Here is a 24618-nt window from a genome sequence, read left to right on the forward strand (position 1 = left end):
CCTACCCCGGTCGGAGCAACGTCCGGGGTGCTGTCACAATGACAGTGCTTGTGCATTCGTTCACAAACCCGAGGACCTCTCATGGACCCCAAGACCAGCGCCGCGCTCAACCGACTCCGACTCGTCAGCTCGCCCGAGGCCATCTCCTTCCTCCTGCTGCTGGTCTGCTCCGTGCTCAAGCGCACGACCGACTTCAACGCGGTGCCGGTGGTGGGCGCCGTCCACGGTGTGCTCTTCATCGTCTACGTCCTCTTCTGGGCCGACGCCTGGAACCGCACCAAGTGGCCGCTGGGTCGCGCCGTCCTCTACTTCGCCCTCTCCGTGCTGCCCGCCGGCGGTTTCTACGCGGAGAAGCTGCTCCGCGAGGAGATCAAGTCCGGCGCGATCGCCGAGCGCGCCCGCAAGGAGCCGCAGCGCGAGGAGAGCGTCTGAGCAACGCCGTCCGAACGACGCCCCGTACCCCGGGTCCTGCCCGGGACACGGGAGCGAACGGCGGTGCGGCGCACTGCTGCCGGTGTCTCAGCTGACGCACCGGCAGACCCGTGCCTGCTCGTTGCACATCGAGTGGCCCAGCGGATCTGACGCTGGGCCACCTTTGCATCACCAACATTCGACACCCCGCCCGCTGTCCCTTTTGCTGAGAAATGTCACCCATCTCGGTTGAGCGGAGGGACCCGTGCGGCTGTCTGGCTACGACTACGAGACCTACAGCCGTCTCGCGGGACCACTCGCGCCGGCGGAGACCCCCTACCGAGTCAGGTATCAGAGCCTGCTCAGCGCGGAACCCCACCGGGTGCGCGCCGTACTGCTGATGACCGCGGCACCGCTGCTCTCCGGCGTGCTGCTGCTCTTCCTCGTCTGGCCCTCGCACTGGACCGACCGCGACAACGCCCCGGCGTATCTGCTGGTCGCCGACGCGGTCATGCTCGGCTGCATCGGGCTGATCGAGCTGTTCCGGCTGATCAACGTCATCTCCATCGCCCACGCCACGATGGTCGCCCGCGACCCCGTGCCGGTACATCCCGAGGCCGGGACCCGGGTCGCGTTCCTGACCACCTACGTGCCGGGCAAGGAACCGATCGCCATGGTCCGCGCGACGCTGGAGGCGGCGGTCGCGATGCACCACGACGGGCTGCTGCACGTCTGGCTGCTCGACGAGGGCGACGACCCCGAGGCCCGCGCACTCTGCGCCGAGCTGGGCGTCCACCACTTCACCCGAAAGGGCGTCCCCGAGTGGAACCGGGAGACCGGCGTCCACCGGGCCAGGACCAAGCACGGCAACTACAACGCCTGGATCGCCATGCACGGCGACTCCTACGACTTCTTCGCCTCCGTCGACACCGACCACGTGCCGCTGCCCAACTACCTGGAGCGGATGCTCGGTTACTTCCGCGATCCGGACATCGCCTTCGTGGTCGGACCGCAGGTGTACGGCAACTACGTGCAGCCGGTGACCAAGTTCGCCGAGAGCCAGCAGTTCCTCTTCCACGCGCTCATCCAGCGCGCGGGCAACCGGTACGGCTCGGCGATGTTCGTCGGCACCAACAACGCCGCGCGCATCAGCGCGATCAAGCAGGTCGGCGGCCTGTACGACTCGATCACCGAGGACATGGCCACCGGCTTCGAGCTGCACCGCACCCGCAACCCGATCACCAACCGGCACTGGCGCTCGGTCTACACGCCCGACGTGCTGGCCGTCGGCGAGGGCCCCGAGTGCTGGACGGACTTCTTCACCCAGCAGATGCGCTGGTCGCGCGGCACCTACGAGACCCTCATCCAGCAGTACTGGCGCCGGCCCCAGCGGTTCGCGCCCGGCAAGCTCCTCAACTACTCGCTGATGCTCGCCTACTACCCGATGAGCGCGATCACCTGGATGCTCGGCGCACTGAGCTGCACCCTCTTCCTGTGGCTCGGCGCCTCCGGCACCCAGGTCACCGCCGCCGTCTGGCTGATGCTCTACAGCGACGTCGCCGCCCTCCAGATCGGCCTCTACATCTGGAACCGGCGCCACAACGTCTCACCGCACGAGCCCGAGGGGTCCGGTGGCCTCGCGGGCATGGCCATGTCGGCCATCTGCGCCCCGGTGTACGCGCGTTCGCTGATCGCGGCGGTCTTCCGGCGCGCCTGCCGCTTCGTGGTGACGCCCAAGGGCGGCTCGGCCAGCCCCGACCGGCTGAGCACCTTCCGCATCCATCTCTTCTGGGCCGCGCTGCTCGGCAGCGGCTTCCTGGCCTCCGTCGTCCTCGACCACACCCATGTCGCCATGCGCACCTGGACCGTGCTCGCGCTGGTCATCACGGCCGCGCCGATCGCGATCTGGGCCTTCACCGAGTACCGCAGCAGACGGGGCAGCAGCGAGCCGCCCCAGGACGAGCCCCAGAAGGAGCTCGTCATGACCTCGACCGGGAGCTGATCCATGCCCTACCGTCCGAGCGCCAAGCTGAAGAAGACCGCGATAGGCACCGGCATCACCGTCGTCCTGGCCGCGCTCAACGCACCGGCGACCATCGGCTTCGCCTCCGAGCGGTACGAGGAGTACCGGATCTCGCGGCCGGAGTACAAGGCGGAGTACGGCTCGTGGTCGATGGCCAACGTGCCGAAAGAGTTCCGCAGCAACTCGATGCACGCGGCGCTGCTCCACACCGGCAAGGTCCTGCTGATCGCCGGCTCCGGCAACGACCAGAAGCAGTTCGACTCCGGCACCTTCGACAGCATCCTGTGGGACCCGGCGAACGACTCGTTCAAGAAGATCGACACCCCCGAGGACGTCTTCTGTGCGGGTCACGCCCAGCTCGGCGACGGCAAGCTGCTGGTCGCCGGCGGCACTGCCCGCTACGAGCAGCTCGGCGACAGCGTCAAGAAGGCCGGCGGCGGGATGCTCATCAAGAACGAGAACCCCGCCAAGCCCAAGACGCTCCCCGAGGGCACCCGCTTCCGCGGCCCGGACGGCGCCGAGTACGTCTCCGACTTCCCCGTGGTCGTGCCCCGGGCCGAGAAGGACGAGGACGAGGACGGCAAGATCAGCATCACCGCGAGCGAGGTGCGTGTCTTCGTCGAGGCGGTGGAGGAGGGCGAGGAGTCGGTCAGGGAGGAACCCGCCCAGTACGAGATCCTCGGGCTGAAGGGCAAGGAGGCCGACGATCTCTACGGCCTCGCGGAGAAGATCACCCTCGACGACCAGGACTTCCAGGGCATCAAGGACACCTTCGAGTTCGATCCGGTGGCCGAGAAGTACGTCCGGGTCGACCCGATGGCCGAGGCGCGCTGGTACCCGACGCTGGTGACGATGCAGGACGGCAAGGTCCTCTCGGTCTCCGGCCTCGACGAGATCGGCGACATCCTCCAGGGCGACAACGAGATGTACGACCCGAAGACCAGGAAGTGGTCCACCGCGCCCAAGCGCTACTTCCCCACCTACCCCGCGCTCTACCTGACCGGGGACGACAAGCTCTTCTACTCCGGCTCCAACGCCGGCTATGGCGACGCGGACAAGGGCCGGGACCCCGGCACCTGGGACCTGAAGACCAACACCTTCACCAAGATCGAGGGCATGACCGACACCGACCAGCTGGAGACCTCCAGCTCGCTGCTGCTGCCGCCGGCGCAGGACCGCAAGGTGATGGTGCTCGGCGGCGGCGGGGTGGGGGAGTCCGAGAAGTCCACCCCGCGCACCTCGATCGTCGACCTCAAGGCCAAGACGCCGGAGTACAAGAACGGCCCGGACCTGCCGCAGGGCACGCGCTACCTCAACAGCGTGATCCTGCCCGACGACACCGTCTTCACCACCGGCGGTTCGAAGGACTACCGGGGCCGCAGCAACAGCGACATCCTGAAGGCGCAGTTCTACGACCCGGCGAAGAACGAGTTCACCCCGGCCGCGGACCCGAAGGTCGGGCGCAACTACCACGCGGCCGCGGTGCTGCTGCCCGACGGCCGGGTCGCCACCTTCGGCTCCGACCCGCTCTACAGCGACAAGGCCAACACCAGGCTCGGCAGCTTCGAGAAGCGGGTGGAGATCTACACCCCGCCCTACCTCCAGGGCGAGCGGGGCGAGAACCGGCCGGTGATCGGGGAGGGTCCCGGGAAGCTCACGCCCGGCCAGGACGCCACCTTCGCCACCGGGGACGCGAAGCGGATCGACAAGGCCCGGCTCATGCGCCCCAGCGCGGTCACCCATGTCACGGACGTCGAGCAGCGCTCGGTGGAGCTGCCGGTGGAACGCAAGGCGGGCGCGGTGTCGGTGAGCGTGCCCGAGGACCGCTCCACCGTGCCGCCCGGCTACTACATGCTCTTCCTGGTGGACGAGGACGGAACGCCGTCCGAGGCGAAGTGGGTGCACCTGCCCTGACCCCGCGCCGCGCGCGCCTCCCGGCTCGGGTCGTACCGGCTCGGCGTCACGGGACATCGGCCCCCGGCGGCGAGCCGCCGTTGGGTAGGGTCGAACGGTGCCCAAGCCGCTCAGTCTCTCCTTCGACCCCATCGTCCGCGCCGACGAGCTGTGGAAGCAGCGCTGGGGGTCGGTGCCGTCGATGGCCGCGATCACCTCGATCATGCGCGCCCAGCAGATCCTGCTGGCCGAGGTGGACGCGGTGCTCAAGCCGTACGGGCTGACCTTCGCCCGGTACGAGGCGCTGGTGCTGCTCACCTTCTCCCAGTCGGGAGCACTGCCGATGTCGAAGATCGGCGAGCGCCTGATGGTGCACCCGACCTCCGTCACCAACACCATCGACCGGCTGGAACGGGCCGGTCTGGTCGACCGGCGTCCCAATCCCAACGACGGCCGCGGCACCCTGGCTTCGGTCACCGACCGGGGTCGTGAGGTCTGTGACGCCGCCACCTCCGACCTCACGGCGATGGACTTCGGGCTCGGCACCTACGACGCCGAGGAGTGCGACGAGATCTTCGCGCTGCTCCGCCCGCTGCGCGTCGCCGCCGGGGACTTCCAGGAGGGCTGAGCGGCGCTGCCGGGGCGCCGACGGGGCTGTCGGAGGGCCCGGTTACGCTCGTGGGCATGAAGCAGAGTGTGCTGACCCGGTACCGGGTGATGTCCTATGTCACCGCTGTGTGGCTGCTGGTCTTCTGCGGGTTCATGGTCGCCAAGTACGGCTTCGACACCGGCGACACCTTCGTCGTCTCCCAGATCCACGGTGTGCTCTTCATCGTGTACGTCGTCTTCGCCTTCGACCTCGGCAGCAAGGCGCGGTGGCCGTTCGGGAAGCTGCTCTGGGTGCTGGTCGTCGGCTGTATCCCGGTGGCCGCGTTCTTCGTGGAGCCCCGCATCAGCCGCGAGGTCGAGCCCCTGATCGAGAGGGACGAGCCGGAGCCGGTCGAGGCCTGAGCCGGCCGCGCCGGGTCCCGCGCACGGGCCGGGGCCTGTCCGGTCCGGTCCCGTACGGTCCGGGGGGTGGCTCGCGCCGAGTCGGTTCCCGGTGAGGTCGGTCGGTGTCGGCTCCGGGCGGTGAATCCGGCGGCTAATCCGGACATCCGCGTACATTCGGTTCATGGATGCTGAAGCCATGGCCGAGGCGCGTCGGCGCTGGCAGGAACGCTGCGACGCCGCGCACAAGCGGGACGCGGACTTCACGACGCTGAGCGGCGATCCGGTGGACCCGGTCTACGGCCCGCGCCCGGGCGACGTCTACCAGGGGTTCGAGCGGATCGGCTGGCCCGGCGAGTACCCCTACACCCGCGGTCTGCACTCCACCGGCTACCGCGGACGCACCTGGACCATCCGCCAGTTCGCCGGCTTCGGCAACGCCGAGCAGACCAACGAGCGCTACCGGAAGATCCTGGAGCAGGGCGGCGGCGGGCTCTCGGTCGCCTTCGACATGCCGACGCTCATGGGCCGCGACTCCGACGACCCCCGCTCGCTCGGCGAGGTGGGCCACTGCGGCGTCGCCGTCGACTCGGCCGCCGACATGGAGACCCTCTTCGCGGGCATTCCGCTCGGCGAGGTCACCACCTCGATGACCATCAGCGGGCCCGCAGTGCCCGTCTTCTGCATGTACCTGGTCGCCGCGGAGCGTCAGGAAGTAGCGCACGAGGTGCTCAACGGCACGCTCCAGACGGACATCTTCAAGGAGTACATCGCCCAGAAGGAGTGGATCTTCGGGCCCGAGCCGCATCTGCGTCTGATCGGCGACCTGATGGAGCACTGCGTGCTCGCGGTGCCCGCGTACAAGCCCGTCTCGGTCTCCGGCTACCACATCAGGGAGGCCGGATCGACGGCCGCGCAGGAGCTCGCCTACACCCTGGCGGACGGCTTCGGCTACGTCGAGCTCGGCCTCAGCCGCGGTCTGGACGTCAACACCTTCGCACCGGGCCTGTCCTTCTTCTTCGACGCGCACCTGGACTTCTTCGAGGAGATCGCCAAGTTCCGCGCCGCCCGGCGCATCTGGGCGCGCTGGATGCGCGAGGTGTACGGGGCGAGCAGCGAGAAGGCGCAGTGGCTGCGCTTCCACACCCAGACCGCCGGTGTCTCGCTGACCGCGCAGCAGCCGTACAACAACGTCGTGCGCACCGCGGTCGAGGCGCTGTCCGCGGTGCTGGGCGGCACCAACTCCCTGCACACCAACGCGCTCGACGAGACGCTCGCCCTCCCCTCGGAGCGCGCCGCCGAGATCGCGCTGCGCACCCAGCAAGTGCTGATGGAGGAGACGGGCGTGGCCAACGTGGCCGACCCGCTCGGCGGCTCCTGGTACGTCGAGCAGCTCACCGACCGCATCGAGGCGGACGCCGAGCGGATCTTCGAGCGCATCAGGGACCGCGGCGCCCTCGCACACCCCGACGGGAGGCATCCGATCGGCCCGATGACCTCCGGCATCCTGCGCGGGATCGAGGACGGCTGGTTCACCGGCGAGATCGCCGAGGCGGCCTTCCGCTACCAGCGCGCGCTGGAGAAGGGCGAGAAGAAGGTCGTCGGGGTGAACGTCAACACCGGTTCGGTCACGGGGGAGTTGGAGATCCTCCGGGTCGGCCACGAGGTGGAGCGGGCACAGGTCGCCGCTCTCGTCGAACGGCGCGAGCGGCGGGACGGGGCCGCGGTGGAGGCGGCGCTGCGCGGGATGCTGGCGGCGGCCCGCAGCGGCGCCAACATGATCGAACCGATGCTGGACGCCGTTCGTGCCGAGGCCACGCTCGGCGAGATCTGCGGGGTGCTGCGCGAGGAGTGGGGCGAGTACGTGGAGCCGCCGGGCTTCTGACCCGCCGGGGCCCCGCGGTCCGGAACCGACGCCCGGAACCGCCGCCCGGCCCCCGCGGTCCGGAACCGCCGCCCGGTCCCGCGGCCCGGCGCCGCGACGCGCGGGGGCGTACGGTCTGCCGGCGTGTTCCGGCCCGGGCGGGTTAGGCGGCGGCGGTCGGCTCGCCGCGGTAGTGGCCGAAGGACCAGAGGTTGCCCTCCGGGTCGGCCATCGAGAACTCCCGGTTGCCGTAGGGCTGTTCGGCGAGTTCGCGGACGATGTGCACTCCGGCGCGGCACACCCGCTCGTACACCTCGTCCACCCGGTCGGTGACCACATAGCTGCCGCAGGTGCCGGGCGGCTGGGCGATGGCGGAGCCGTCCGGGCGGTGGGAGCCGAGCATGATGCCGCCGCCCTCGGGCCAGTCCAGCTGGGCGTGGACGACCAGGTCGCCGTCGGCATACACGGCGGTTCTGACGAAGCCCACCGTTTCCACCAGGAAGTCGATGAGGGCGTGGGCGTCGTCGGCGAGCAGGGTCGGCCAGACGGTGGGGACGGGGGTGCCGTTCTGTGTGTTCATGCGTCCAAGTCTTCGCCCCGCTGGTGCGCACCGGCTTGGATGTTTCGGCGCTCCTCGGCCAACCACCCCGTCGGCGTGGTGCCGGCGTACTGGCGGAAGTCGCGCACCAGGTGGGAGTGGTCGTAGTAGCCGCTGGCGTGGGCGACCTCGCTGAGGTCCGGAGCCGTGTCCCGGCCGAGAGAGCGGACGATCTGCTGCCGGGCACACTCGAAGCGCATCAGCCGGGACGCCGCCTTCGGGGTGACGCCCAGCTCCGCCCGGAAGAGCTCGGTCAACTGCCGTCTGCTCAGCAGGACATGGCGCGCAAGCCCCTCCATCGAGCCGGCTCCCCGGTGCCGGGCGATCCACTGCCAGGCCGCGGTGATCTCCGGCCGGGGGCCGGGACGGCGGGCGGCGTCCTCGCTGCGGCGGCGCAGGAAGGCGGCCAGCAGCGCGTACCGCTCGGCCCAGCTCTGCGCCTCCTGCAGCTGCTCCCGGAGGCGGTCCGCGTCCGGGCCGAGCACCGCCCCGACGTCGTTGCCCAGCATCCCCAGCTCGCCGGCGGGCAGTCCGAGCAACTCCCGTGCCGCGCAAGGCCGTACGGCGAGCTGGATGCCCGCCTGCCGGCACGGCTGGGCGATGAACGCGGGGCCGGTGTGCAGTCCGCCGAGGACGATCGGTTCGCGGTGCGCCTGCGGCCCGGTGGCGTGCGCGGGGGAGCGCCCGGTGACGATCGGCTCGTCCAGGCTCAGTACGAGGGTCAGCGCGGGGGAGGGGAGGCCGCGGTGCACACGGGGGGCCGAGTCGGTCATCCGGTAGCCGACGGCCGAGACCACCGCGCCCGGCAGCAGCCCGGGCAGCGGGACGAACTCGTTCCGCGCGGCGTCGGCAGCCATGTGGCCCAGTATGGGCGCTCCGGCGCGGCGGCGCTCCGGCCGGGGCGGATGTGCGAGGGATGTCGAGGCAGGTCGGACGAGCGGGCCGGGGGCTGGGACGGTCGGCGGCGGCCGGGGCGGCCACCGGCCCGCGGCTCGGAGCCCGCGGCCGTTCCTGCTGCCCGGAGGTGTGCGGGGGCGGCCGGTCGTACGGCCCCTTCAGCCGTTGATCGCGGTGATGCCGCCGACCAGCAGCAGCGCGAAGGCCGCGGCCCACTGCTCGTCGACGGGCTCGTCGCTCACCAGCACCCGGTGGACGACGGCGCCCGCGACCACGTCGAAGGTGAGGTCGACGAGCTGCTCGTCCACGGCGGGGTCGGGGCCGTCGACGGGGAGTTCGCCGCGTTCCTGGGCGCGCAGCCTGCCCTGGCGCACCAGGCGCTTCTGCCGGTCGACGACGGTGGTGCGGATGCGGTCGCGCAACCGGGGGTTGTGGGTCGACTCGGCGACCACGGCCATCAGCGCGGTCTTGGCCTCCGGCCGGCTCATGAGCGCGGCGAAGGAGAGCACCACACCCTCGATATCGCTCTGGAGGCTGCCGCGGTCGGGGAGTTCGAGCTCGTCGAAGAGCACGGCCACCGCGTCCACGACCATCTCGCTGCGTCCCGGCCAGCGGCGGTAGAGCGTGGTCTTGGCCACACCGGCTCGCTCCGCCACGGACGCCATCGACAGCTTCGACCAGCCCTTTTCCACCAGTTCGGCGCGGGTTGCGTCCAGGATCGCCAGGTCGGTGGAGGCGTTGCGTGGTCGGGCCATGCGGTGACCTTATCGAGTACATCAGTTACGCTACGACCCGTAGCGAAAAGCTTTGCCTCTCGCTGCGACAACCACAGGCGCCGGGTGGGGACCCGGCGCATCGAACAACCCGCGACGGGCCCGAGCGGTACACCCGGCGCGGCAGCACCAACAGCACCGAGCAGCGCCCGGGCCGGAACGGCGAGAGAGGGCTGCGGGCGGGCGGCCCGTGTCGGCCGGCAGCCGGTCGACCGGACGGAGCGGCAGCCCGGGACGAGGGCGACGGCGTCTGCCTCGCGCCCGCTTCGGCACCGGCTTCCGGTTCGGCTACCACTTCGCGCCCGGAAGCAGGGAGACTGGACCCATGCAGCCAAGGAACATGCCCATGAGCGGAGTGGTCGACCTCGCTGCCGTGAAGGCGGCGGGAGAGGCCCGACAGAAGGCGGAAGAGACACGCGAGCGGAACGCCGCATCCGGTGAGCAGGGCGCACCGGCACCGAGCAGCCTCGTGATCGACGTGGACGAGGCCGGTTTCGAGCGCGATGTACTGCAGCGCTCGGCCGAGGTTCCGGTGGTCATCGACTTCTGGGCCGAGTGGTGTGAGCCCTGCAAACAGCTCGGGCCGATCCTGGAGCGTCTCGCGCAGGCGTACGCGGGGCGGTTCGTGCTGGCGAAGGTCGATGTCGACCAGAACCAGATGCTCTTCCAGCAGTTCGGCGTGCAGGGCATTCCGGCGGTGTTCGCGGTGATCGCGGGTCAGGCGCTGCCGCTGTTCCAGGGAGCGGCTCCCGAGGCCCAGATCCGCGAGGTGCTGGACCAGTTGATCCAGGCGGCCGAGGAGCGATTCGGCATCGTCGGGGCCCCCGTCGACCCCTCCGCCGAGGCGGAGGTCGAGCAGCAGGAGCCCGCGGCGCCGGTGGACCCGGTCCTCGCCGCCGCGGAGCAGGCGCTCGCGGCCGGTGACGCCGAGGGCGCCGCCGAGGCGTACCAGCGCGCGCTGGACGCCAACCCCGCCGACGCCGAGGCGAAGTTGGGTCTGGCTCGCGCCGAACTCCTGCGCCGCGTACGGGAGTTGGACGCCGCGACGGTGCGCAAGGAGGCCGCGGACAACCCCGGCGACGCGGCGGCGCAGCTGCGGGTGGCGGACCTGGACCTGTCCGGCGGGCACGTCGAGGACGCCTTCGGACGTCTGGTGGAGACCGTGCGCCGCAGTGCGGGAGACGACCGGAACGCCGCGCGGGTGCGGCTGCTCGAACTCTTCGAGGCGGTGGGCCCCGAGGACCCGCGAGTGGTGGCCGCGCGCAGCGCTCTGGCCCGGGTGCTCTTCTGACGTTCGCACGGCCGCCCGTCGGCCGCGGCGTGGTGCGTGCGCACTCCGAACCGGTGTGAGGCGGCCGCGAGTTGCGGTGAGTGGCCGGTGCCGGTGTTGGTGCCGGTGCCGGCCTGCGAGCCGTTCGCGCCCGTACGGTCCGACTTCTCTGCGTCCCCGTGTCCCTGTTGGTCAGGGGCACGGGGACGCCTTGTTGACAAAGCCATGTTGCGCCGGGGTTTTGCCAAAATTTGGCTGTCACAGAACGTTGTTACTCGCGGTAAGCGGAAACCGGCATTTCACCCGGCACCTGTCCGGTTTCACCCCCTGTGGGGCACTGTGCCGGGGCGACCCTGTGTGCTCGTTCACAGGAAAGACGTGTCCGCAGGACATCCGGCCGTTACTCATAGGTAACGAGCCCCTTGTGCGACACCGGGTAAATAGACGACGATCGCCACGCTCGGTCCGTTTCCCTGCCCGACATCCAATCGGTGCGGACGGGGGCGGAACCCCACCGGGTGCACCGCGAACCGCAGTTGAACGGTTCGCGGCTGCGGGCAGTGCTCACTCACCCGTGGGCGCGGCCCGTTCGGGCGCGTCACCGTACGCGGCCATGTGGTTGTCGCTCGGGGGGTGAGTGCCGTCGGCCGAGATGACCGGGTGTCATCCCTCGGCAAGCGGCGATCTTTCTCCCGAGGACGTAGCGCTTCTCCTGTCCCCGCCGGCCAATCCGCGTCACAGAGCCGGCTGGCAGATGTACGTCCGAGATGGAGGAAAGTCATGGAGTCTGTGGCTCGTGGCAAGACCAAGTGGCGGCGGTTCGCCGTCGTCATGGTCCCAAGCGTGGCGGCGACGGCGGCGGTTGGCGTCGCACTCGGCCAAGGTGCTTTGGCCGCGTCGTTCAGCATTTCCGGTCAGCAAACCAAGATCGCCGTCGACCGGCTCGAAGGCACTGGCTTCGTGCAGTACGGCACCGTCGCCAAGCAGCACGGCGGCAAGACAGTTCCCGTCGCGGTCTCCGCGTTCAAGAAGGCCGAGATATCGGGTCTGTGTCAGTCCGTCGTGATACCCGTGCCGGGCTTCGGCGACATGTCCCTCAGGCTCGCGGCCGGCGGCGGTTCCAAGAAGGTCGAGGCGTCGAACCTCTACATCGACGCCGACTCGCTCGGTGCCGAGGCCGAGTTCCGCAACATCAACATCGGTGTGGCCGCCGGTGACGCGTCGAAGGGCCCGTCCGTCGGCAAGGGCGACAACGTGCCCGGCGGGAACTTCGCCCAGGAGGCCGACTCGGCCGTACTGACCGATGTGCAGCAGAACGCGTGGGCGACCAACGCCGGCACCTTCAAGCTCACCGGTCTCAAGCTCGACGTCAAGAAGGGCAAGGACGAGTGCTTCTGAGGCACTGACGGGGAGGCGGGCGCGGTCCGCCTCCCCGCCGGTACCTCGCGAACCTCTACTTCCCGGCCCGAGGGAGCTGTATTTCAATGAGTGCCGAGTCCCCGGCAGCGCGTGAGCGCCTGGCCCGCTGGCGCGTGTCGTTTCGTCACTGGCGCTGGCAGCGCCCGTTCTGGGCGGGCCTGCTCACCCTGCTCGCCAGCGTGCCGATCGTCTACATCCCGTACGCCGATCCGAGCTTCAGCGACTTCTCGCTGCGACTGGCCACCACCACCGGATCGGGCTCGCTGATCATCGGTGTGCTGCTCATGGTGCTGGGCCTCACCTTCTGGTACCAGCGGCACGCACGGGTGTTCGCGGGCGTTGCCGCCATTCTGCTGGGACTGGTGTCCCTGGTGGTCTCCAACTTCGGCGGGTTCCTCGCCGGGTTCCTGCTGGCGATGATCGGCGGTGCCATGGGCATCGCCTGGGTCTCGGGCGAGGACCAGGAGGCCCCCGCGAACAAGCACCGCCGCGGCGGCGGGGAGCCGACCGGCTCCGCTTCGGACTCCGGCGGCCCCGAGGATTCCGGGACTTCCGCGGAGTCCGACGAGCCGGCGGAGAAGGCCGACTCGCGTGCCGAGGCAGGCCAGTTGGACGGGGGCTCGCGTGCCGGGTGAGGACCGTACGGCGAAGGGGCCGCGGCACGCGGCGCCCAGGAAGCCGCTGCTGACCCGACTTCCCTCGGGCGGCCGGATCGCGTTCATGGCGATGCCGTCGGCGCTGCTGCTCGGCGTCGGCCTGAGCCCGCAGCTCGCACAGGCCCAGCCCGGCGGACAGAATCCGTTCCGCGACGGCCCCTGTGTCTCGGCGCCCGACCGGGACCCGGAGGAAGCCGACGAGAAGGACGGCGACGACGGCGGGAAGGACGGCGAGGAGTCCGGCACGGACGGCTCCGAGGAGTCCGACGGCAGCGGTGACTCCGCGGGCGAGCGGCCCGACGGCGGCGACGCGGACGGCCCGCAGGACAAGCCCTCGCCCGGCGGTGACAAGCCGCAGGACGAGCCGGACAAGCCGCAGGACGAGCCCGACGAGTCGGACGAGGAGTCCGAGGACGAGCCGAAGCGCAATCCGCTCGACCCGCTGGGCATCGGCGACAAGCTCCGCGACCTCTTCAACCCGGACCGCGACAAGGAGTCCGAGGAGAAGAAGGAGTCCGACTCCGGCTCCGGGGACTCCGCCGAGGGCGGGGACGAGGGCTCCGGCGGCAAGTCCGGCGACGGCGGGTCCGCTGCCGAGAAGGCCGAGGAGAAGGCGGCCGAGGCGAAGAAGAAGCGCGAGGCCACCGAGAAGAAGATCAAGGAGGCCGCCGAGGAGGCGGCCGAGGCCGACCGCAAGGAGCGCGAGGCCGAGGACGCGAAGAAGGCCGAGGACGCGGAGAAGTCCGAGAAGGCCGACGAGGACGCGTCCGGCAAGAAGCCCTTCCCCTGCCCGGAGTTCGACAAGGAGGCCTTCGACGGCGCCGAGCGGGAGGAGACTCCCGCACTGGTGCCGGACGAACCCTTCAAGCTGAACACCACGCGGCTGGGTCTCGGCGGACTGAAGTACCACGGCATCGTCAAGGTGCGCACTTACAGCGGCATCGAGAAGCGGGTGCTGAAGTTCACCGCGGAGAAGGTCGACATCAAGGACCTGCACCAGATCGTGGTCGGTCCCGGCGGCACGGACCAGCACATCCGCAGCCGCGAGGGCAGCACCTCCACCTTCCGCGACAGCACCGTGACGATGTACACCGAGGAGCTCAAGGGCAATCTCTTCGGGCTCATCCCGGTCACCTTCAGCCCCGAGTCGCCTCCTCCGCTGGACATTCCGGCGGCCGTCTTCACCGACGCGAAGGTGACGCAGGCCGGCCAGTTCGGCGGCACGCTCAAGGTGCCCGGCCTCCGTCTCAGTCTGGAGTGAGGTCCGGACGCGACAGCACGCAGAACGCCTCGGGCCGTACCGCGCACATGCGGTACGGCCCGAGGCGTCTGCTGCCGGGTCCCGGCGACGCCGTGCGTACGCGGCCCGCCCGGCCCGCGTCGTACGGCGGCCGGTTCAGCTCTCCTTGCCCAGGTGCAGGATGCGCACCATGTTCGTGGTGCCGACCACGCCGGGCGGCGAGCCGGCGGTCATGATCATCACGTCGTCCTCGTTGTACCGCTGGAGCTTCAGCAGCTCCTGGTCGACCAGGTCGACCATCGCGTCGGTGTTCTCCACCCGCGGCACCACGAACGTCTCCACGCCCCAGGCCAGCGTCAACTGGTTGCGGGTGTGGGGGTCCTCGGTGAAGGCGAGGATCGGCTGCTCGGTGCGGTAGCGGGCCAGCCGCAGCGCGGTGTCGCCGGACTTGGTGAAGGCGACGAGCGCCTTGGCACCGAGGAAGTCGGCCATCTCGCACGCCGCGCGCGCCACCGAACCGCCCTGCGTGCGCGGCTTCTTGCCCGGCACCAGCGGCTGGAGCCCCTTGGAGAGGAGCTCCTTCTCGGCCGCCTGGACGATCTTCGACATCGTCTTGACGGTCTCGATCGGGTACTGGCCGACCGAGGACTCCGCGGAGAGCATCACCGCGTCCGCGCCGTCCAGGATCGCGTTGGCGACATCGGACGCCTCGGCGCGCGTGGGACGGGAGTTGGTGATCATCGACTCCATCATCTGGGTCGCGACGATCACCGGCTTGGCGTTCCGGCGGCAGAGGCTCACCAGGCGCTTCTGCACCATCGGCACCTGCTCCAGCGGGTACTCCACCGCGAGGTCGCCGCGCGCGACCATCACACCGTCGAAGGCGAGGACGACCTCCTCCATGTTTTCGACGGCTTGCGGCTTCTCGACCTTGGCGATCACCGGCACCCGGCGGCCGACCTCGTCCATCACCCGGTGGACGTCGCGCACGTCGGCCGCGTCCCGGACGAAGGAGAGCGCGACCATGTCGCAGCCCATCCGCATGGCGAACCGCAGATCGTCGATGTCCTTCTCGGAGAGCGCGGGGACGTTCACCGCGGCGCCCGGGAGGTTGATCCCCTTGTGGTCGGAGATCACGCCGCCCTCGATGACGATGGTGCGGACCTGCGGGCCCGCCACCTCGACGACCTGGAGCGCGACGTTGCCGTCGTTGATCAGGATCGGGTCGCCCTTGGACACGTCACCGGGCAGCCCCTTGTAGGTGGTACCGCAGATGGTGCGGTCGCCGGGGACGTCCTCGGAGGTGATGGTGAACTCCTCGCCGCGGACCAGCTCCACCGGTCCCTCGGCGAAGGTCGCCAGGCGGATCTTCGGTCCCTGGAGGTCGGCCAGCACGCCGACCGCGCGGCCGGTCTCCTCGGCGGCCTTGCGGAGACGGTCGTACCGCTCCTGGTGCTCCGCCTGGGTGCCGTGGCTCATATTGAATCGGGCCACGTTCATACCGGCTTCGATCAGCGTCTTGAGCTGCTCGAAGGAGTCGACGGCGGGGCCTAGGGTGCAGACGATTTTGGAACGACGCATGGGGGCGATCCTATCGTTTTGTTTAGACGCGAAACGTAGCTGGGGTGACCCGGCTCACCGATCATGACCTGACCAGGGCGTACGTCTGGGCTGCGATCTCCAGCTCCTCGTCCGTCGGGACCACGGCGACGGCGACCCGAGCGTACTGTGGCGACACCAGGCGGGCCCGGTCGCTGCGCGCGGAGTTCAGCTCCGTGTCGAGCTCCGGGCCGAGCCCCTCCAACCCCTCGATCGCCGCCTGCCGCACCGGTGCCGAGTTCTCCCCGACCCCGGCGGTGAAGGCCACCGCGTCCACCCGGCCGAGGACCGCCGTGTACGCGCCGATGTACTTGCGCAGGCGGTGCACGTAGATGTCGAAGGCCAACTTCGCCCGGGCGTCGCCCTCGTCGCGCCGGCGGACGATCTCCCGCATGTCGTTGTCGCCGCACAGCCCGACCAACCCGCTGCGCTTGTTGAGCAGTTCGTCCACCTCGTCGGTGGACATCCCGGCCACCCGGGAGAGGTGGAAGACGACCGCCGGATCGATGTCGCCCGACCTGGTGCCCATCACCAGGCCCTCCAGCGGCGTCAGCCCCATCGAGGTGTCCACGCACTCGCCGCCGCGCACCGCCGAGGCGGAGGCGCCGTTGCCCAGGTGCAGGACGATCGTGTTCGTCTCCGCGGGGTCCCGGCCGAGAAGGCGTGCGGTCTCCCGCGAGACGTACGCGTGCGAGGTGCCGTGGAAGCCGTACCGCCGCACCCGGTGCGCGTCCGCGGTCTCCACGTCGATCGCGTAGCGCGCCGCGTGCTCGGGCATCGTGGTGTGGAAGGCGGTGTCGAAGACCGCCACCTGCGGCAGCCGCGGGTTGAGTGCCTGCGCGGTGCGGATGCCCGTGAGGTTGGCCGGGTTGTGCAGCGGGGCGACCGGTACCAGCCGCTCGATCTCGGCGAGCACCTCCTCGTCGATGACGGTCGGCGCGGTGAACCGCCGGCCGCCGTGCACCACCCGGTGCCCGATCGCCGCCAGCCGGGGCGAGTCCAACCCTGTGCCGTCCGCGGCGAGTTCGGCGGCGACGGCGGTCAGCGCCGCGTCGTGGTCGCCGATCGGCGCCCGCCGCTCCCGCCGTTCGCCGTCGGCCGGGGTGTGCACCAGCCGCGAGGACTCCTCGCCGATCCGCTCGACGAGTCCCACCGCCAGCCGGGACCGGTCGGCCATGTCCAGCAGCTGGTACTTGACCGAGGAGGAACCGGAGTTCAGCACCAGCACCCGGCTGGCCGGGCTCGTGTCGCGGCCGCTCATCGGTTGTCGTTCCTCTCGGTGCGCGCCGCGGGGCGCTCGCCGCCGCCGGCGGTCCTGCCCTGCGACTGGATCGCGGTGATGGCCGCGGTGTTGACGATGTCCTGTACGAGCGCGCCGCGCGAGAGGTCGTTGACCGGCTTGCGCAGCCCCTGGAGCACCGGCCCGACCGCCACGGCGCCGGCCGAACGCTGCACCGCCTTGTACGTGTTGTTGCCGGTGTTCAGGTCGGGGAAGATCAGCACGGTCGCCTGTCCGGCCACCGGGGAACCGGGCAGCTTGGTCGCCGCCACCGAGGGCTCCACCGCCGCGTCGTACTGGATCGGTCCCTCCACCAGCAGGTCCGGCCGCCGCTCGCGCACCAGCTCGGTCGCCCGCCGCACCTTCTCGACGTCGTCGCCCGAGCCCGAGGTGCCGGTGGAGTACGAGAGCATCGCGATCCGCGGCTCCACCCCGAACTGGGCGGCCGTCGTCGCCGACTGGATGGCGATGTCCGCCAACTGCTCGGCGCCCGGGTCCGGGTTGACCGCGCAGTCGCCGTACACCAGGACCCGGTCGGCCAGGCACATGAAGAACACCGAGGAGACGATCGAAGCGTCCGGCTTGGTCTTGATCACCTCGAAGGCAGGCCGGATCGTCGCCGCGGTGGAGTGCACCGCGCCGGAGACCATGCCGTCCGCGAGGCCCTCCTGGACCATCAGCGTGCCGAAGTACGAGACGTCGGCGACCACGTCGTGTGCCAGCTCGTGGGTGACGCCCTTGTGCGCGCGCAGCCCCGCGTACAGCTCCGCGAAGCGCTCGCGCAGCGGCGAGGTCGCCGGATCGACGATACGGGCGGTGGCGCCGGTGTCCTCGGTGCCCCACCCGACGTCCTCGGGCCCCAGCAGATTGAGATCGACGCCGAGGTCGGCCGCCCGCTTGCGGATGACGGCGTCCTCGCCGAGCAGGGTGAGGTTGCAGATGTTGCGCCGCAGCAGCACCTCGGCGGCGCGCAGCACGCGCTCCTCGCTGCCCTCGGGCAGCACGACGTGGCGCCGGTCGGCCCGGGAGCGCTCGATCAGCTCGTGCTCGAACATCATCGGGGTGACCCGGTCGCTGCGCACCACCGAGATGCGCTCCGTCAGCTGCCCGGTGTCCACGTGCGACTCGAAGAGGCCGAGCGCGATCTCCGCCTTGCGCGGGTTGGTCGCGTTCAACCTGCCCTTGAGGGTGTGCAGTTCACCGGCGGTCGGGAACGAGCCGCCGGGCACCGCGACCACCGGTGTGCCCGGGGCGAGACGGGCCGCCAGCGCCATCGTCTCCTCGCCGGGCCGCTGGTCGAGGGTGAGCAGCACACCGGCGATCGGCGGCGCCCCGGCCGAGTGCGCGGCCAGCGCTCCGATCACCAGATCGGCGCGGTCCCCGGGCGTCAGCACGAGGCAGCCCTCGGTGAGCGCCGGGAGGAAGGTCGGCAGCATGGCGCCGCCGAAGACGAAGTTGCGGCAGTCGCGCGCCAGCCCGGCCGGGTCGCCGAGCAGCACCTCGGCGCCGAGCTCGTCCACGACCTGCTGCACGGTCGGGGCGGAGAGCGCCGACTCCTCCGGCAGCACGTACACCGGCTCCGGCAGATGACCGCCGAGCTCCTTGGCGGCCTGCGCGGCGTGTGCGTCGTCCACGCGGTTGGCGAGGGTGGCGATCACCTCGCAGCCCAGCGAGGTGAACGCGTGGCGTGCGTTGCGCACCTCGTGGACGACCGACTCGGCGCTCTGCCGCAGTCCGCCCACCACCGGCAGCACGGCCGCGCCCATCTCGTTGGCCAACCGCGCGTTGAGGGTCAGCTCGGCGGGGAGGTTGGTGCCGACGTAGTCGGTGCCCAGGACGAGTACGGCCTCGAAGTCCCGGGCGATCAGGTGGTAGCGGTCGACGAGCCGGGAGACCAGCTCGTCGGTGCCCTTCTGCGCCTGGAGGGCGGCGGCCTCGTCGTAGCCCAGACCGGTCATCGCCGCGGTGGACTGGCTGAGCCGGTAGCGGCTGCGCAGCAGGTCGAGCAGCGGGTCGGGGCCGTCGTGGGCCAGCGGACGGTACACCCCCACCCGGTCCACCTGCCGGGTGAGCAGCTCCATCACCCCGAGCTCGACGACCTGTCTGCCGTCGCCTCTACCGACGCTGGATATGTACACGCTGCGGGTCACGCGTGCTCGCTCCTTGGCTTGGGGACCACCGGGGCGGCCGGAGAACCACCCGGGGCCCGGCTGTGAGCGGGAGTTCGGCGGTGGCCGGTTCCCACGGGGTGCGCCCGTGGTCGGCAGCCGTCCGGAACCCTCCACTTCTCGTACCGAACCACCTCTCGACCGTACCTGCGCGCGGCTTCGCACCCGGTGCCGGGCCACAGCATATGGACAGGGTCACATCCTGCGTTCAACACATGAAACAATCCCTCCGCATCCGGACCGTCCCCCGATCAGGAGCAGGATCAGCATGCGCATCGGAGTCCTCACCGCCGGCGGCGACTGCCCCGGCCTGAACGCCGTGATCCGGTCGGTCGTGCACCGCGCCGTCGTGGACCGTGACGACGAGGTCATCGGATTCGAGGACGGCTTCAAGGGCCTCCTCGAGGGCCGTTATCGGCCACTCGACCTCAACTCCGTCAGCGGCATCCTCGCCCGCGGCGGCACGATCCTCGGCTCGGCCCGACTGGAACGGGACCGGCTGCGCGACGCCTGCGACAACAGCGAGGAGCTGATGGCGCGCCTGGGCATCGACGCGCTCATCCCGATCGGCGGCGAGGGCACGCTGACCGCAGCGACGATGCTCTCCGACGCGGGCCTGCCGGTGGTGGGCGTGCCGAAGACCATCGACAACGACATCTCGGCCACCGACCGCACCTTCGGCTTCGACACCGCGGTCGGTGTCGCCACCGAGGCCATGGACCGGCTCAAGACCACCGCGGAGTCCCACCAGCGGGTCATGGTCGTCGAGGTCATGGGCCGGCACGCGGGCTGGATCGCGCTGGAGGCCGGAATGGCCGGCGGCGCGCACGGCATCTGCCTGCCGGAGAGGCCGTTCGCGGTGGACGAGCTGTGCAAGATGATCGAGGAGCGCTTCAGCCGCGGCAAGAAGTTCGCCGTGGTCTGCGTCGCCGAGGGCGCCCGCCCGGCCGAGGGGTCGATGGACTACGGCAAGGGCACCATCGACCAGTACGGCCACGAGCGGTTCGTCGGCATCGGCAACCGGCTCGCCACCGAGCTGGAGCACCGCATCGGCACCGAGGCCAGGCCCGTCATCCTCGGCCATGTGCAGCGCGGCGGCACCCCGACCGCCTACGACCGGGTGCTCGCCACCCGCTTCGGCTGGCACGCGGTGGAGGCCGCCCACCGCGGCGACTTCGGCATGATGACAGCGCTGCGCGGCACCGACATCGTGATGACGCCGCTCGCCGACGCCACCCGCGAGCTGAAGACCGTTCCCCAGGACCGGATGGACGAGACCGAAGCGGTCTTCTGAGCAGCTTCCGACGGCCCGGCGGCGGTGCGCGCCTGCGCCCGCCGCCGGGGCCGCTCGGAGCCGGGTCGGCCACCGGTCGGATCAGAGCAGGTCAGGTCGGATCGGGTCCGGTCCGGTCCGGTCCGGTCAGGTCGGGTCCGGTCAGGTCCGGTCGATCAACTCCCAGAAGTGCGCCTCGATCCCGTCCAGATAGCGGTGTCCGGCGTCGGCGGGCCCGCGGGCGGTCTCGCTGTTGGTGTCGATCCAGCTGAGCGAGACGAAGCTGCGCCGGTGGTACTCGTCGTGCAGCCGCTCCAGCACCCGCTCCACGCGTCGTTTCGTCAGGCTCGGCAGCATCCGGTGGACGGGCCGCACGTACGCCTGCCAGCGCACGCTCGCGGCGCTCCGCAGCAGACCGGCGAGCTCCGCCTCCCGCCCGGTCAGCGCGATCCGCGCGCGCGGCGGCAGCCGCAGCAGCTCGGCGAGGACCGCCGCCTGCCGTTCGGTTCCGGTCCAGAGCCCGGTGCGTTCCACCCGCTCGTACTCGGTGAACGGCATGCCCAGCCGCATCGCCACGTCGGGCTGCGGCAGCCCGGTGGCGAGGCGGTGCTCGCGCAGGGTGCGCGGGGTGCCGATCAACTCCGAAGGGTCGCACCACAACGCCCCCGCGAGCGCGGTGAGTTCGGCGGAGCCCGGGGTGCCGTCGCGGTGCTCCCAGGCCCGTACGGTCTCCGGTCCGACGCGTACGCCGTAGGAGGCCGCCATGCCGTCGGCGACCTGGGCCTCGGTCATCCCGAGCGCCTGCCGCAGTCGGCGGGCGGCGTCGGCGTCGAAGGGCGGGGACTGGCGCATCCGTTCACGCTAGGCCGCTACCGGTCGGGAACGAGCCGGTGCGTTCCGCCGAAGCGCGGCCCCCGCGAACCGCCCGCGCTCGTAGGACCGCACAAGTGGCCGCCGCTCCGGGGAGGGTGCGCAGGGGGCGCACCGGCGGATGCGTCCACTCGCCCCTTCACCGCTCGCCCTTCGCCGCTCATCCCTTCACCGCGCCGCCCAGCGCGAAGCCCGAACCCAGGCGGCGTGCGATCAGCACGTAGAGCAGCACCGCGGGCGTCGAGTAGATCATCGAGAACGCGGCGAGCTGCCCGTACGCCACCTGTCCCGTGTTGCCGAAGAAGGTGAAGATGCTCACCGAGGCCGGCATCCGGTCCGGGCTGAGCAGCAGCATGAAGGGGACGAAGAAGTTCCCCCACATCGCCACGAATGAGAACACCGTCACCACCATCACCCCGGGCGCCATCAGGGGCAGCACGATCCGCCCGAGCGCCTGCATCGCCGACGCCCCGTCGGTCCATGCCGCCTCCTCCAGCGAACGCGGCACACCGTCCATGAAGTTCTTCATCAGCCAGATGGCGATGGGCAGTTGGGCCGTCGCGAGGAAGAGCGAGGTGCCCCACACGGTGTCGATCAGCTCGACCTGCACGAAGAGCCCGTAGACCGGCACCATGATCGCGGTGATCGGCAGGCTGGTGGCGAAGAGGATCGTCAGCAGGTACGGGCGGCTGAAACGGGCCCGGTGGCGGGAGAGCGGATACGCCGCGAGCGCCGCGCAGCACACCGTCACCGCGGTGGCGCTGCCGCACAGCAGCAGCGAGTTGAGCATCGGGGTGAAGGTGATCTCGTCGGTCAGCACGGCGCTGTAGTTGTCCAGCGTGGGGTCGGTGGGCGGACGCACCCGCAGGTCCGCGCCGCCGTCGACCGAGGAGAGCACCAGCCACACCAGGGGCAGCGCGAAGGCCGCCGCCACCGTCAGCAGTGCCAGGTTCGCCTGCCAACGGCCTTTGCGCGCACGGGTGTTGCGTTTCGGTGGACGGCCGGTGGTGCCGCGGTGCGGCTGCGGCCGGGCGCCCGTGCGGCCCCGCGGATCGGTCGTGGTCATGACGGGCTCCCCTCCTCGTCCTCGCGCAGCAGCCGCAGGTAGACGACGGCGAACAGACCGCCGACCACGAGCAGCAGCAGCGCCACCGCCGTGCCGTAGCCGATCAGGCTGTTCTTGAAGGCCTGTTCGTACATGTAGAGCGGGAGGGTCTGGCTCCGGTTGCCCGGCCCGCCGCGGGTCATCGCCCAGATCAGCCCGAACACCGAGAGCGTCTGGAGGGTGTTGAGCATCAGGTTGGTGCCGATCGCCCGGCGGATCATCGGCAGCGTGAGGTGCCACAGCCGCTGGAGCGCGCCGGCTCCGTCCAGCTGCGCGGACTCGGTCACCTCGTCGGGGATCTCCGAGAGCGCCGCCGAGTAGACGAGCATCGAGAACGCCGTGCCCCGCCAGACGTTGGCGAAGGCCACCGCGAGGATGGGCAGGGTGTAGAGCCAGTTCTGGCCCGGCAGTCCCAGGAAGGCGGTGACGGCGTTGAGCGTGCCGTCGTCCCGGAAGAAGGCGTAGAGCAGGAAGCCCGCCACCACCTCCGGCAGCACCCAGGCGGCGACCACGATGCCCCCGGTCAGTGACCGCACGGGCCGGGAGGCGCGCTGCATCAGTGCGGCGAGGGTCAGCCCGAGCACGTTCTGCCCGATGACCGAGGAGACGAGCGTGAAGACCAGGGTGAGCCAGACCGCGTTGCGGAAGCCGTCGTCGGCGAAGGCTTTGCGGAAGTTCTCCAGCCCGACGAAGGACGCCGACTCCTGTCCGGTCAGCTGCATGTCGGTGAAGGCGATGTAGGCGCAGTAGCCGATCGGGCCGGCCAGGAAGACCAGCAGCAGCGCCGTCGCCGGCCCGATCGGAAGCCAGCGCAGTCCGCCGCGCGGCGCGCGGGTACGGACCGGCCCGGGCCCGCCCGCGGCCTTCGGGAGCGCGTCGCGGGGCGGCGAACCGCCCTTGTGTGTCGGCGAGTCGGTGGTCACTTCCCGGTGACCGCCCCGTCGGTGATCGAACGCACCTGCTCGTCGTACGCCTTCGCCGCCTCCCGCGCCGTGGCGTCTCCGGTGGTCACCGACTCCATCGCCTCCTGCGCCGCCGTGGACACCTGCGGATAGGCCGGCAGCGCGGGCCGGTAGTGGGTGTGCTCGACCAGCTCGGTGAAGAAGTCGATCCCGGGCATCGACTTCAGGTACTCCGGGTCCTCGGCGACGTCCTCGCGGACGGCGATGCCGGCGTTGCTGACGTGCCAGTCCACGGAGTTCTGCCGCTTGCCCATCGTCTCGATGAACTCCCAGGCCAGATCCGGGTTTCCGGCCTTGTCCGGGATCGCCCAGGTCCAGCCGCCGGACATGCTCACCGCTCCCGGCTTCTGGCCGTCGCGGGTCGGCATCGGCGCCTGGCCGAGCACCTTCTCCCACTCGGGCCAGGGCGTACCGCCGTCCTCCACCCAGTTGTTGCCGAGCCAGGAGCCGTCCAGCGCGATGGCCATTTTGCCCTCGGGCAGCCATTCGCCCGGCACTCTGACCTGCACGTTGGCGTCGAGCGCCGCCGACGGCTCGGGGCCCAGCTTCTCCTTGAAGACGGTCTCGACGAACTCCAGCGCGTCCGTCATGCCCCGGCTCCCGGTCACCCACTTCTTGCTCCGGGGTTCGTAGACCGGATCGGCGCCGGTGCCGTAGAGCAGCATCTGCAGCCCCTGCATCGAGGCCGCCTCGCCCGCGCCCTTGCCGGTGAGCACGTTGAGCGGAATGACGCCGTCGACCTCCTTCCTGACGGTCCGTGCGGCGTCCAGCACCTCCTCCCAGTTCCGGGGCTTCCAGTCGGTCGGCAGTCCGGCCTTCTCGAAGATCTCCTTGTTGAACCAGAGCCCGCGGGTGTCCGTGCTGTCCGGAACGCCGTACGTCTTGCCGTCCTGGGCCTTCGCGGCCTGCTTGGCGCTGTCGATGTAGCGGTCCCAGGTCGGCCAGTCGTCCAGGTACTCGTCCAGCGGGCGCAGCAGTCCGGCGGTGATGTCCGCGTTGATCATGAAGGTGTCCTCGTAGACCAGGTCGGGCGCGGTCTTCGGGGAGCGCATCATCTGCTGGAGCTTGGTGTAGTAGTCCGAGTCCGGCGCCTTGATGGGCACGAGTTCGACCTTCTTGCCCGGGTTCTCCTTCTCGAACTGCTTCTTCATCCGGGCCAGATGGTTGTCCATGATGCGTACGTTGTTGTCCATCGACTGCTTGAAGGACACCCGCACGGTGTCCGGGTCGCTCCCCGAACCACCGCCGCACGCGGTGAGGGTGCCCGCCGCGAGAGTGGCGACGAGCGAGATGGTGGTCAGCCTGGCGTTGATGCGCACGGGACCTCC

General features: G+C 70.5%; 21 protein-coding genes. 11 read left to right on the forward strand and 10 right to left on the reverse strand.

The annotated features are described in order from the left end of the window. Positions 1-81 precede the first annotated feature (81 nt). From MTQ01_RS16170 to MTQ01_RS16195, 6 genes are all read left to right on the forward strand, one after another. The gene (locus MTQ01_RS16170; RefSeq protein ID WP_247491032.1) at positions 82-432 is read left to right on the forward strand and encodes a DUF3817 domain-containing protein; all 351 of its coding nucleotides are present in this window, start codon (positions 82-84) and stop codon (positions 430-432) included. A gap of 244 nt (positions 433-676) precedes the next feature. After that, entirely contained in the window at positions 677-2413 is a 1737-nt protein-coding gene (locus MTQ01_RS16175) for a glycosyltransferase family 2 protein (RefSeq protein ID WP_247491034.1), read from the forward strand. A 3-nt stretch (positions 2414-2416) separates the two neighbouring features. Next, positions 2417-4348 (forward strand): galactose oxidase-like domain-containing protein, encoded by a 1932-nt coding sequence (locus tag MTQ01_RS16180; RefSeq protein WP_247491035.1) that lies wholly within the window; start codon positions 2417-2419, stop codon positions 4346-4348. A 97-nt stretch (positions 4349-4445) separates the two neighbouring features. Beyond that, the gene (locus MTQ01_RS16185; RefSeq protein ID WP_211039890.1) at positions 4446-4955 is read left to right on the forward strand and encodes a MarR family transcriptional regulator; all 510 of its coding nucleotides are present in this window, start codon (positions 4446-4448) and stop codon (positions 4953-4955) included. Between the two features lie 56 nt (positions 4956-5011). Further along, complete coding sequence (locus MTQ01_RS16190; protein ID WP_247491037.1) at positions 5012-5338, forward strand: DUF3817 domain-containing protein; 327 nt, start codon at positions 5012-5014, stop codon at positions 5336-5338. A 163-nt stretch (positions 5339-5501) separates the two neighbouring features. Then, complete coding sequence (locus tag MTQ01_RS16195) at positions 5502-7202, forward strand: methylmalonyl-CoA mutase (protein ID WP_247491039.1); 1701 nt, start codon at positions 5502-5504, stop codon at positions 7200-7202. A 142-nt stretch (positions 7203-7344) separates the two neighbouring features. Here the strand turns inward: MTQ01_RS16195 and MTQ01_RS16200 are convergent, their stop codons facing one another. The 3 genes from MTQ01_RS16200 to MTQ01_RS16210 all read right to left on the reverse strand — a co-directional run bounded on the left by MTQ01_RS16200 (position 7345) and on the right by MTQ01_RS16210 (position 9431). Then, on the reverse strand, positions 7345-7761 hold the full coding sequence (locus MTQ01_RS16200) for a VOC family protein (protein WP_247491040.1): 417 nt from the start codon (positions 7759-7761) through the stop codon (positions 7345-7347). Further along, entirely contained in the window at positions 7758-8636 is an 879-nt protein-coding gene (locus MTQ01_RS16205; protein WP_247491042.1) for a helix-turn-helix domain-containing protein, read from the reverse strand. Before MTQ01_RS16205 ends, MTQ01_RS16200 begins: the two co-directional genes overlap by 4 nt. 198 nt (positions 8637-8834) lie before the next feature. After that, complete coding sequence (locus tag MTQ01_RS16210) at positions 8835-9431, reverse strand: TetR/AcrR family transcriptional regulator (RefSeq protein ID WP_247491044.1); 597 nt, start codon at positions 9429-9431, stop codon at positions 8835-8837. A gap of 343 nt (positions 9432-9774) precedes the next feature. Between MTQ01_RS16210 and MTQ01_RS16215 the strand changes: the two genes are divergently transcribed. The 4 genes from MTQ01_RS16215 to MTQ01_RS16230 all read left to right on the forward strand — a co-directional run bounded on the left by MTQ01_RS16215 (position 9775) and on the right by MTQ01_RS16230 (position 14055). Then, positions 9775-10740, forward strand: coding sequence for a tetratricopeptide repeat protein (locus MTQ01_RS16215; RefSeq protein WP_247491046.1), 966 nt, complete (start codon positions 9775-9777; stop codon positions 10738-10740). A 759-nt stretch (positions 10741-11499) separates the two neighbouring features. Beyond that, the gene (locus tag MTQ01_RS16220) at positions 11500-12117 is read left to right on the forward strand and encodes a DUF6230 family protein (protein ID WP_247491048.1); all 618 of its coding nucleotides are present in this window, start codon (positions 11500-11502) and stop codon (positions 12115-12117) included. 86 nt (positions 12118-12203) lie between these two features. Beyond that, positions 12204-12773, forward strand: coding sequence for a DUF6114 domain-containing protein (locus tag MTQ01_RS16225; RefSeq protein ID WP_247491051.1), 570 nt, complete (start codon positions 12204-12206; stop codon positions 12771-12773). Beyond that, complete coding sequence (locus MTQ01_RS16230; protein ID WP_247491052.1) at positions 12763-14055, forward strand: hypothetical protein; 1293 nt, start codon at positions 12763-12765, stop codon at positions 14053-14055. Before MTQ01_RS16225 ends, MTQ01_RS16230 begins: the two co-directional genes overlap by 11 nt. 135 nt (positions 14056-14190) lie before the next feature. Here the strand turns inward: MTQ01_RS16230 and pyk are convergent, their stop codons facing one another. From pyk to pta, 3 genes are all read right to left on the reverse strand, one after another. After that, positions 14191-15615, reverse strand: coding sequence for a pyruvate kinase (gene pyk, locus MTQ01_RS16235; protein ID WP_247491054.1), 1425 nt, complete (start codon positions 15613-15615; stop codon positions 14191-14193). A gap of 61 nt (positions 15616-15676) precedes the next feature. Then, positions 15677-16894, reverse strand: coding sequence for an acetate kinase (locus MTQ01_RS16240; protein WP_247491056.1), 1218 nt, complete (start codon positions 16892-16894; stop codon positions 15677-15679). Beyond that, positions 16891-19062 (reverse strand): phosphate acetyltransferase, encoded by a 2172-nt coding sequence (gene pta / locus MTQ01_RS16245; protein ID WP_247491057.1) that lies wholly within the window; start codon positions 19060-19062, stop codon positions 16891-16893. Before pta ends, MTQ01_RS16240 begins: the two co-directional genes overlap by 4 nt. Positions 19063-19348: 286 nt before the next feature. On the opposite strand from pta, the gene MTQ01_RS16250 reads away from it, so the two are divergent. Continuing rightward, positions 19349-20374 (forward strand): ATP-dependent 6-phosphofructokinase, encoded by a 1026-nt coding sequence (locus MTQ01_RS16250; RefSeq protein ID WP_247491060.1) that lies wholly within the window; start codon positions 19349-19351, stop codon positions 20372-20374. A 141-nt stretch (positions 20375-20515) separates the two neighbouring features. Here the strand turns inward: MTQ01_RS16250 and MTQ01_RS16255 are convergent, their stop codons facing one another. The 4 genes from MTQ01_RS16255 to MTQ01_RS16270 form a co-directional block, all read right to left on the reverse strand. Beyond that, on the reverse strand, positions 20516-21205 hold the full coding sequence (locus tag MTQ01_RS16255) for a helix-turn-helix transcriptional regulator (RefSeq protein ID WP_247491062.1): 690 nt from the start codon (positions 21203-21205) through the stop codon (positions 20516-20518). Positions 21206-21383: 178 nt separating this feature from the next. Continuing rightward, the gene (locus MTQ01_RS16260; RefSeq protein ID WP_247491064.1) at positions 21384-22289 is read right to left on the reverse strand and encodes a carbohydrate ABC transporter permease; all 906 of its coding nucleotides are present in this window, start codon (positions 22287-22289) and stop codon (positions 21384-21386) included. Further along, positions 22286-23251 carry a carbohydrate ABC transporter permease gene (locus MTQ01_RS16265; RefSeq protein ID WP_374207766.1) on the reverse strand — a complete coding sequence of 322 codons (966 nt, stop codon included), beginning with the start codon at positions 23249-23251 and terminating at the stop codon, positions 22286-22288. The genes MTQ01_RS16260 and MTQ01_RS16265 overlap by 4 nt, the downstream gene beginning before the upstream one ends. After that, positions 23248-24609: an extracellular solute-binding protein gene (locus MTQ01_RS16270; protein ID WP_247491066.1), complete on the reverse strand. Its 1362-nt coding sequence runs from the start codon at positions 24607-24609 to the stop codon at positions 23248-23250. The genes MTQ01_RS16265 and MTQ01_RS16270 overlap by 4 nt, the downstream gene beginning before the upstream one ends. Positions 24610-24618: the final 9 nt, after the last annotated feature.

This window comes from Streptomyces sp. XM4193 (assembly GCF_023072595.1).
In the GTDB taxonomy this organism is placed as follows: Bacteria; Actinomycetota; Actinomycetes; order Streptomycetales; family Streptomycetaceae; genus Streptomyces.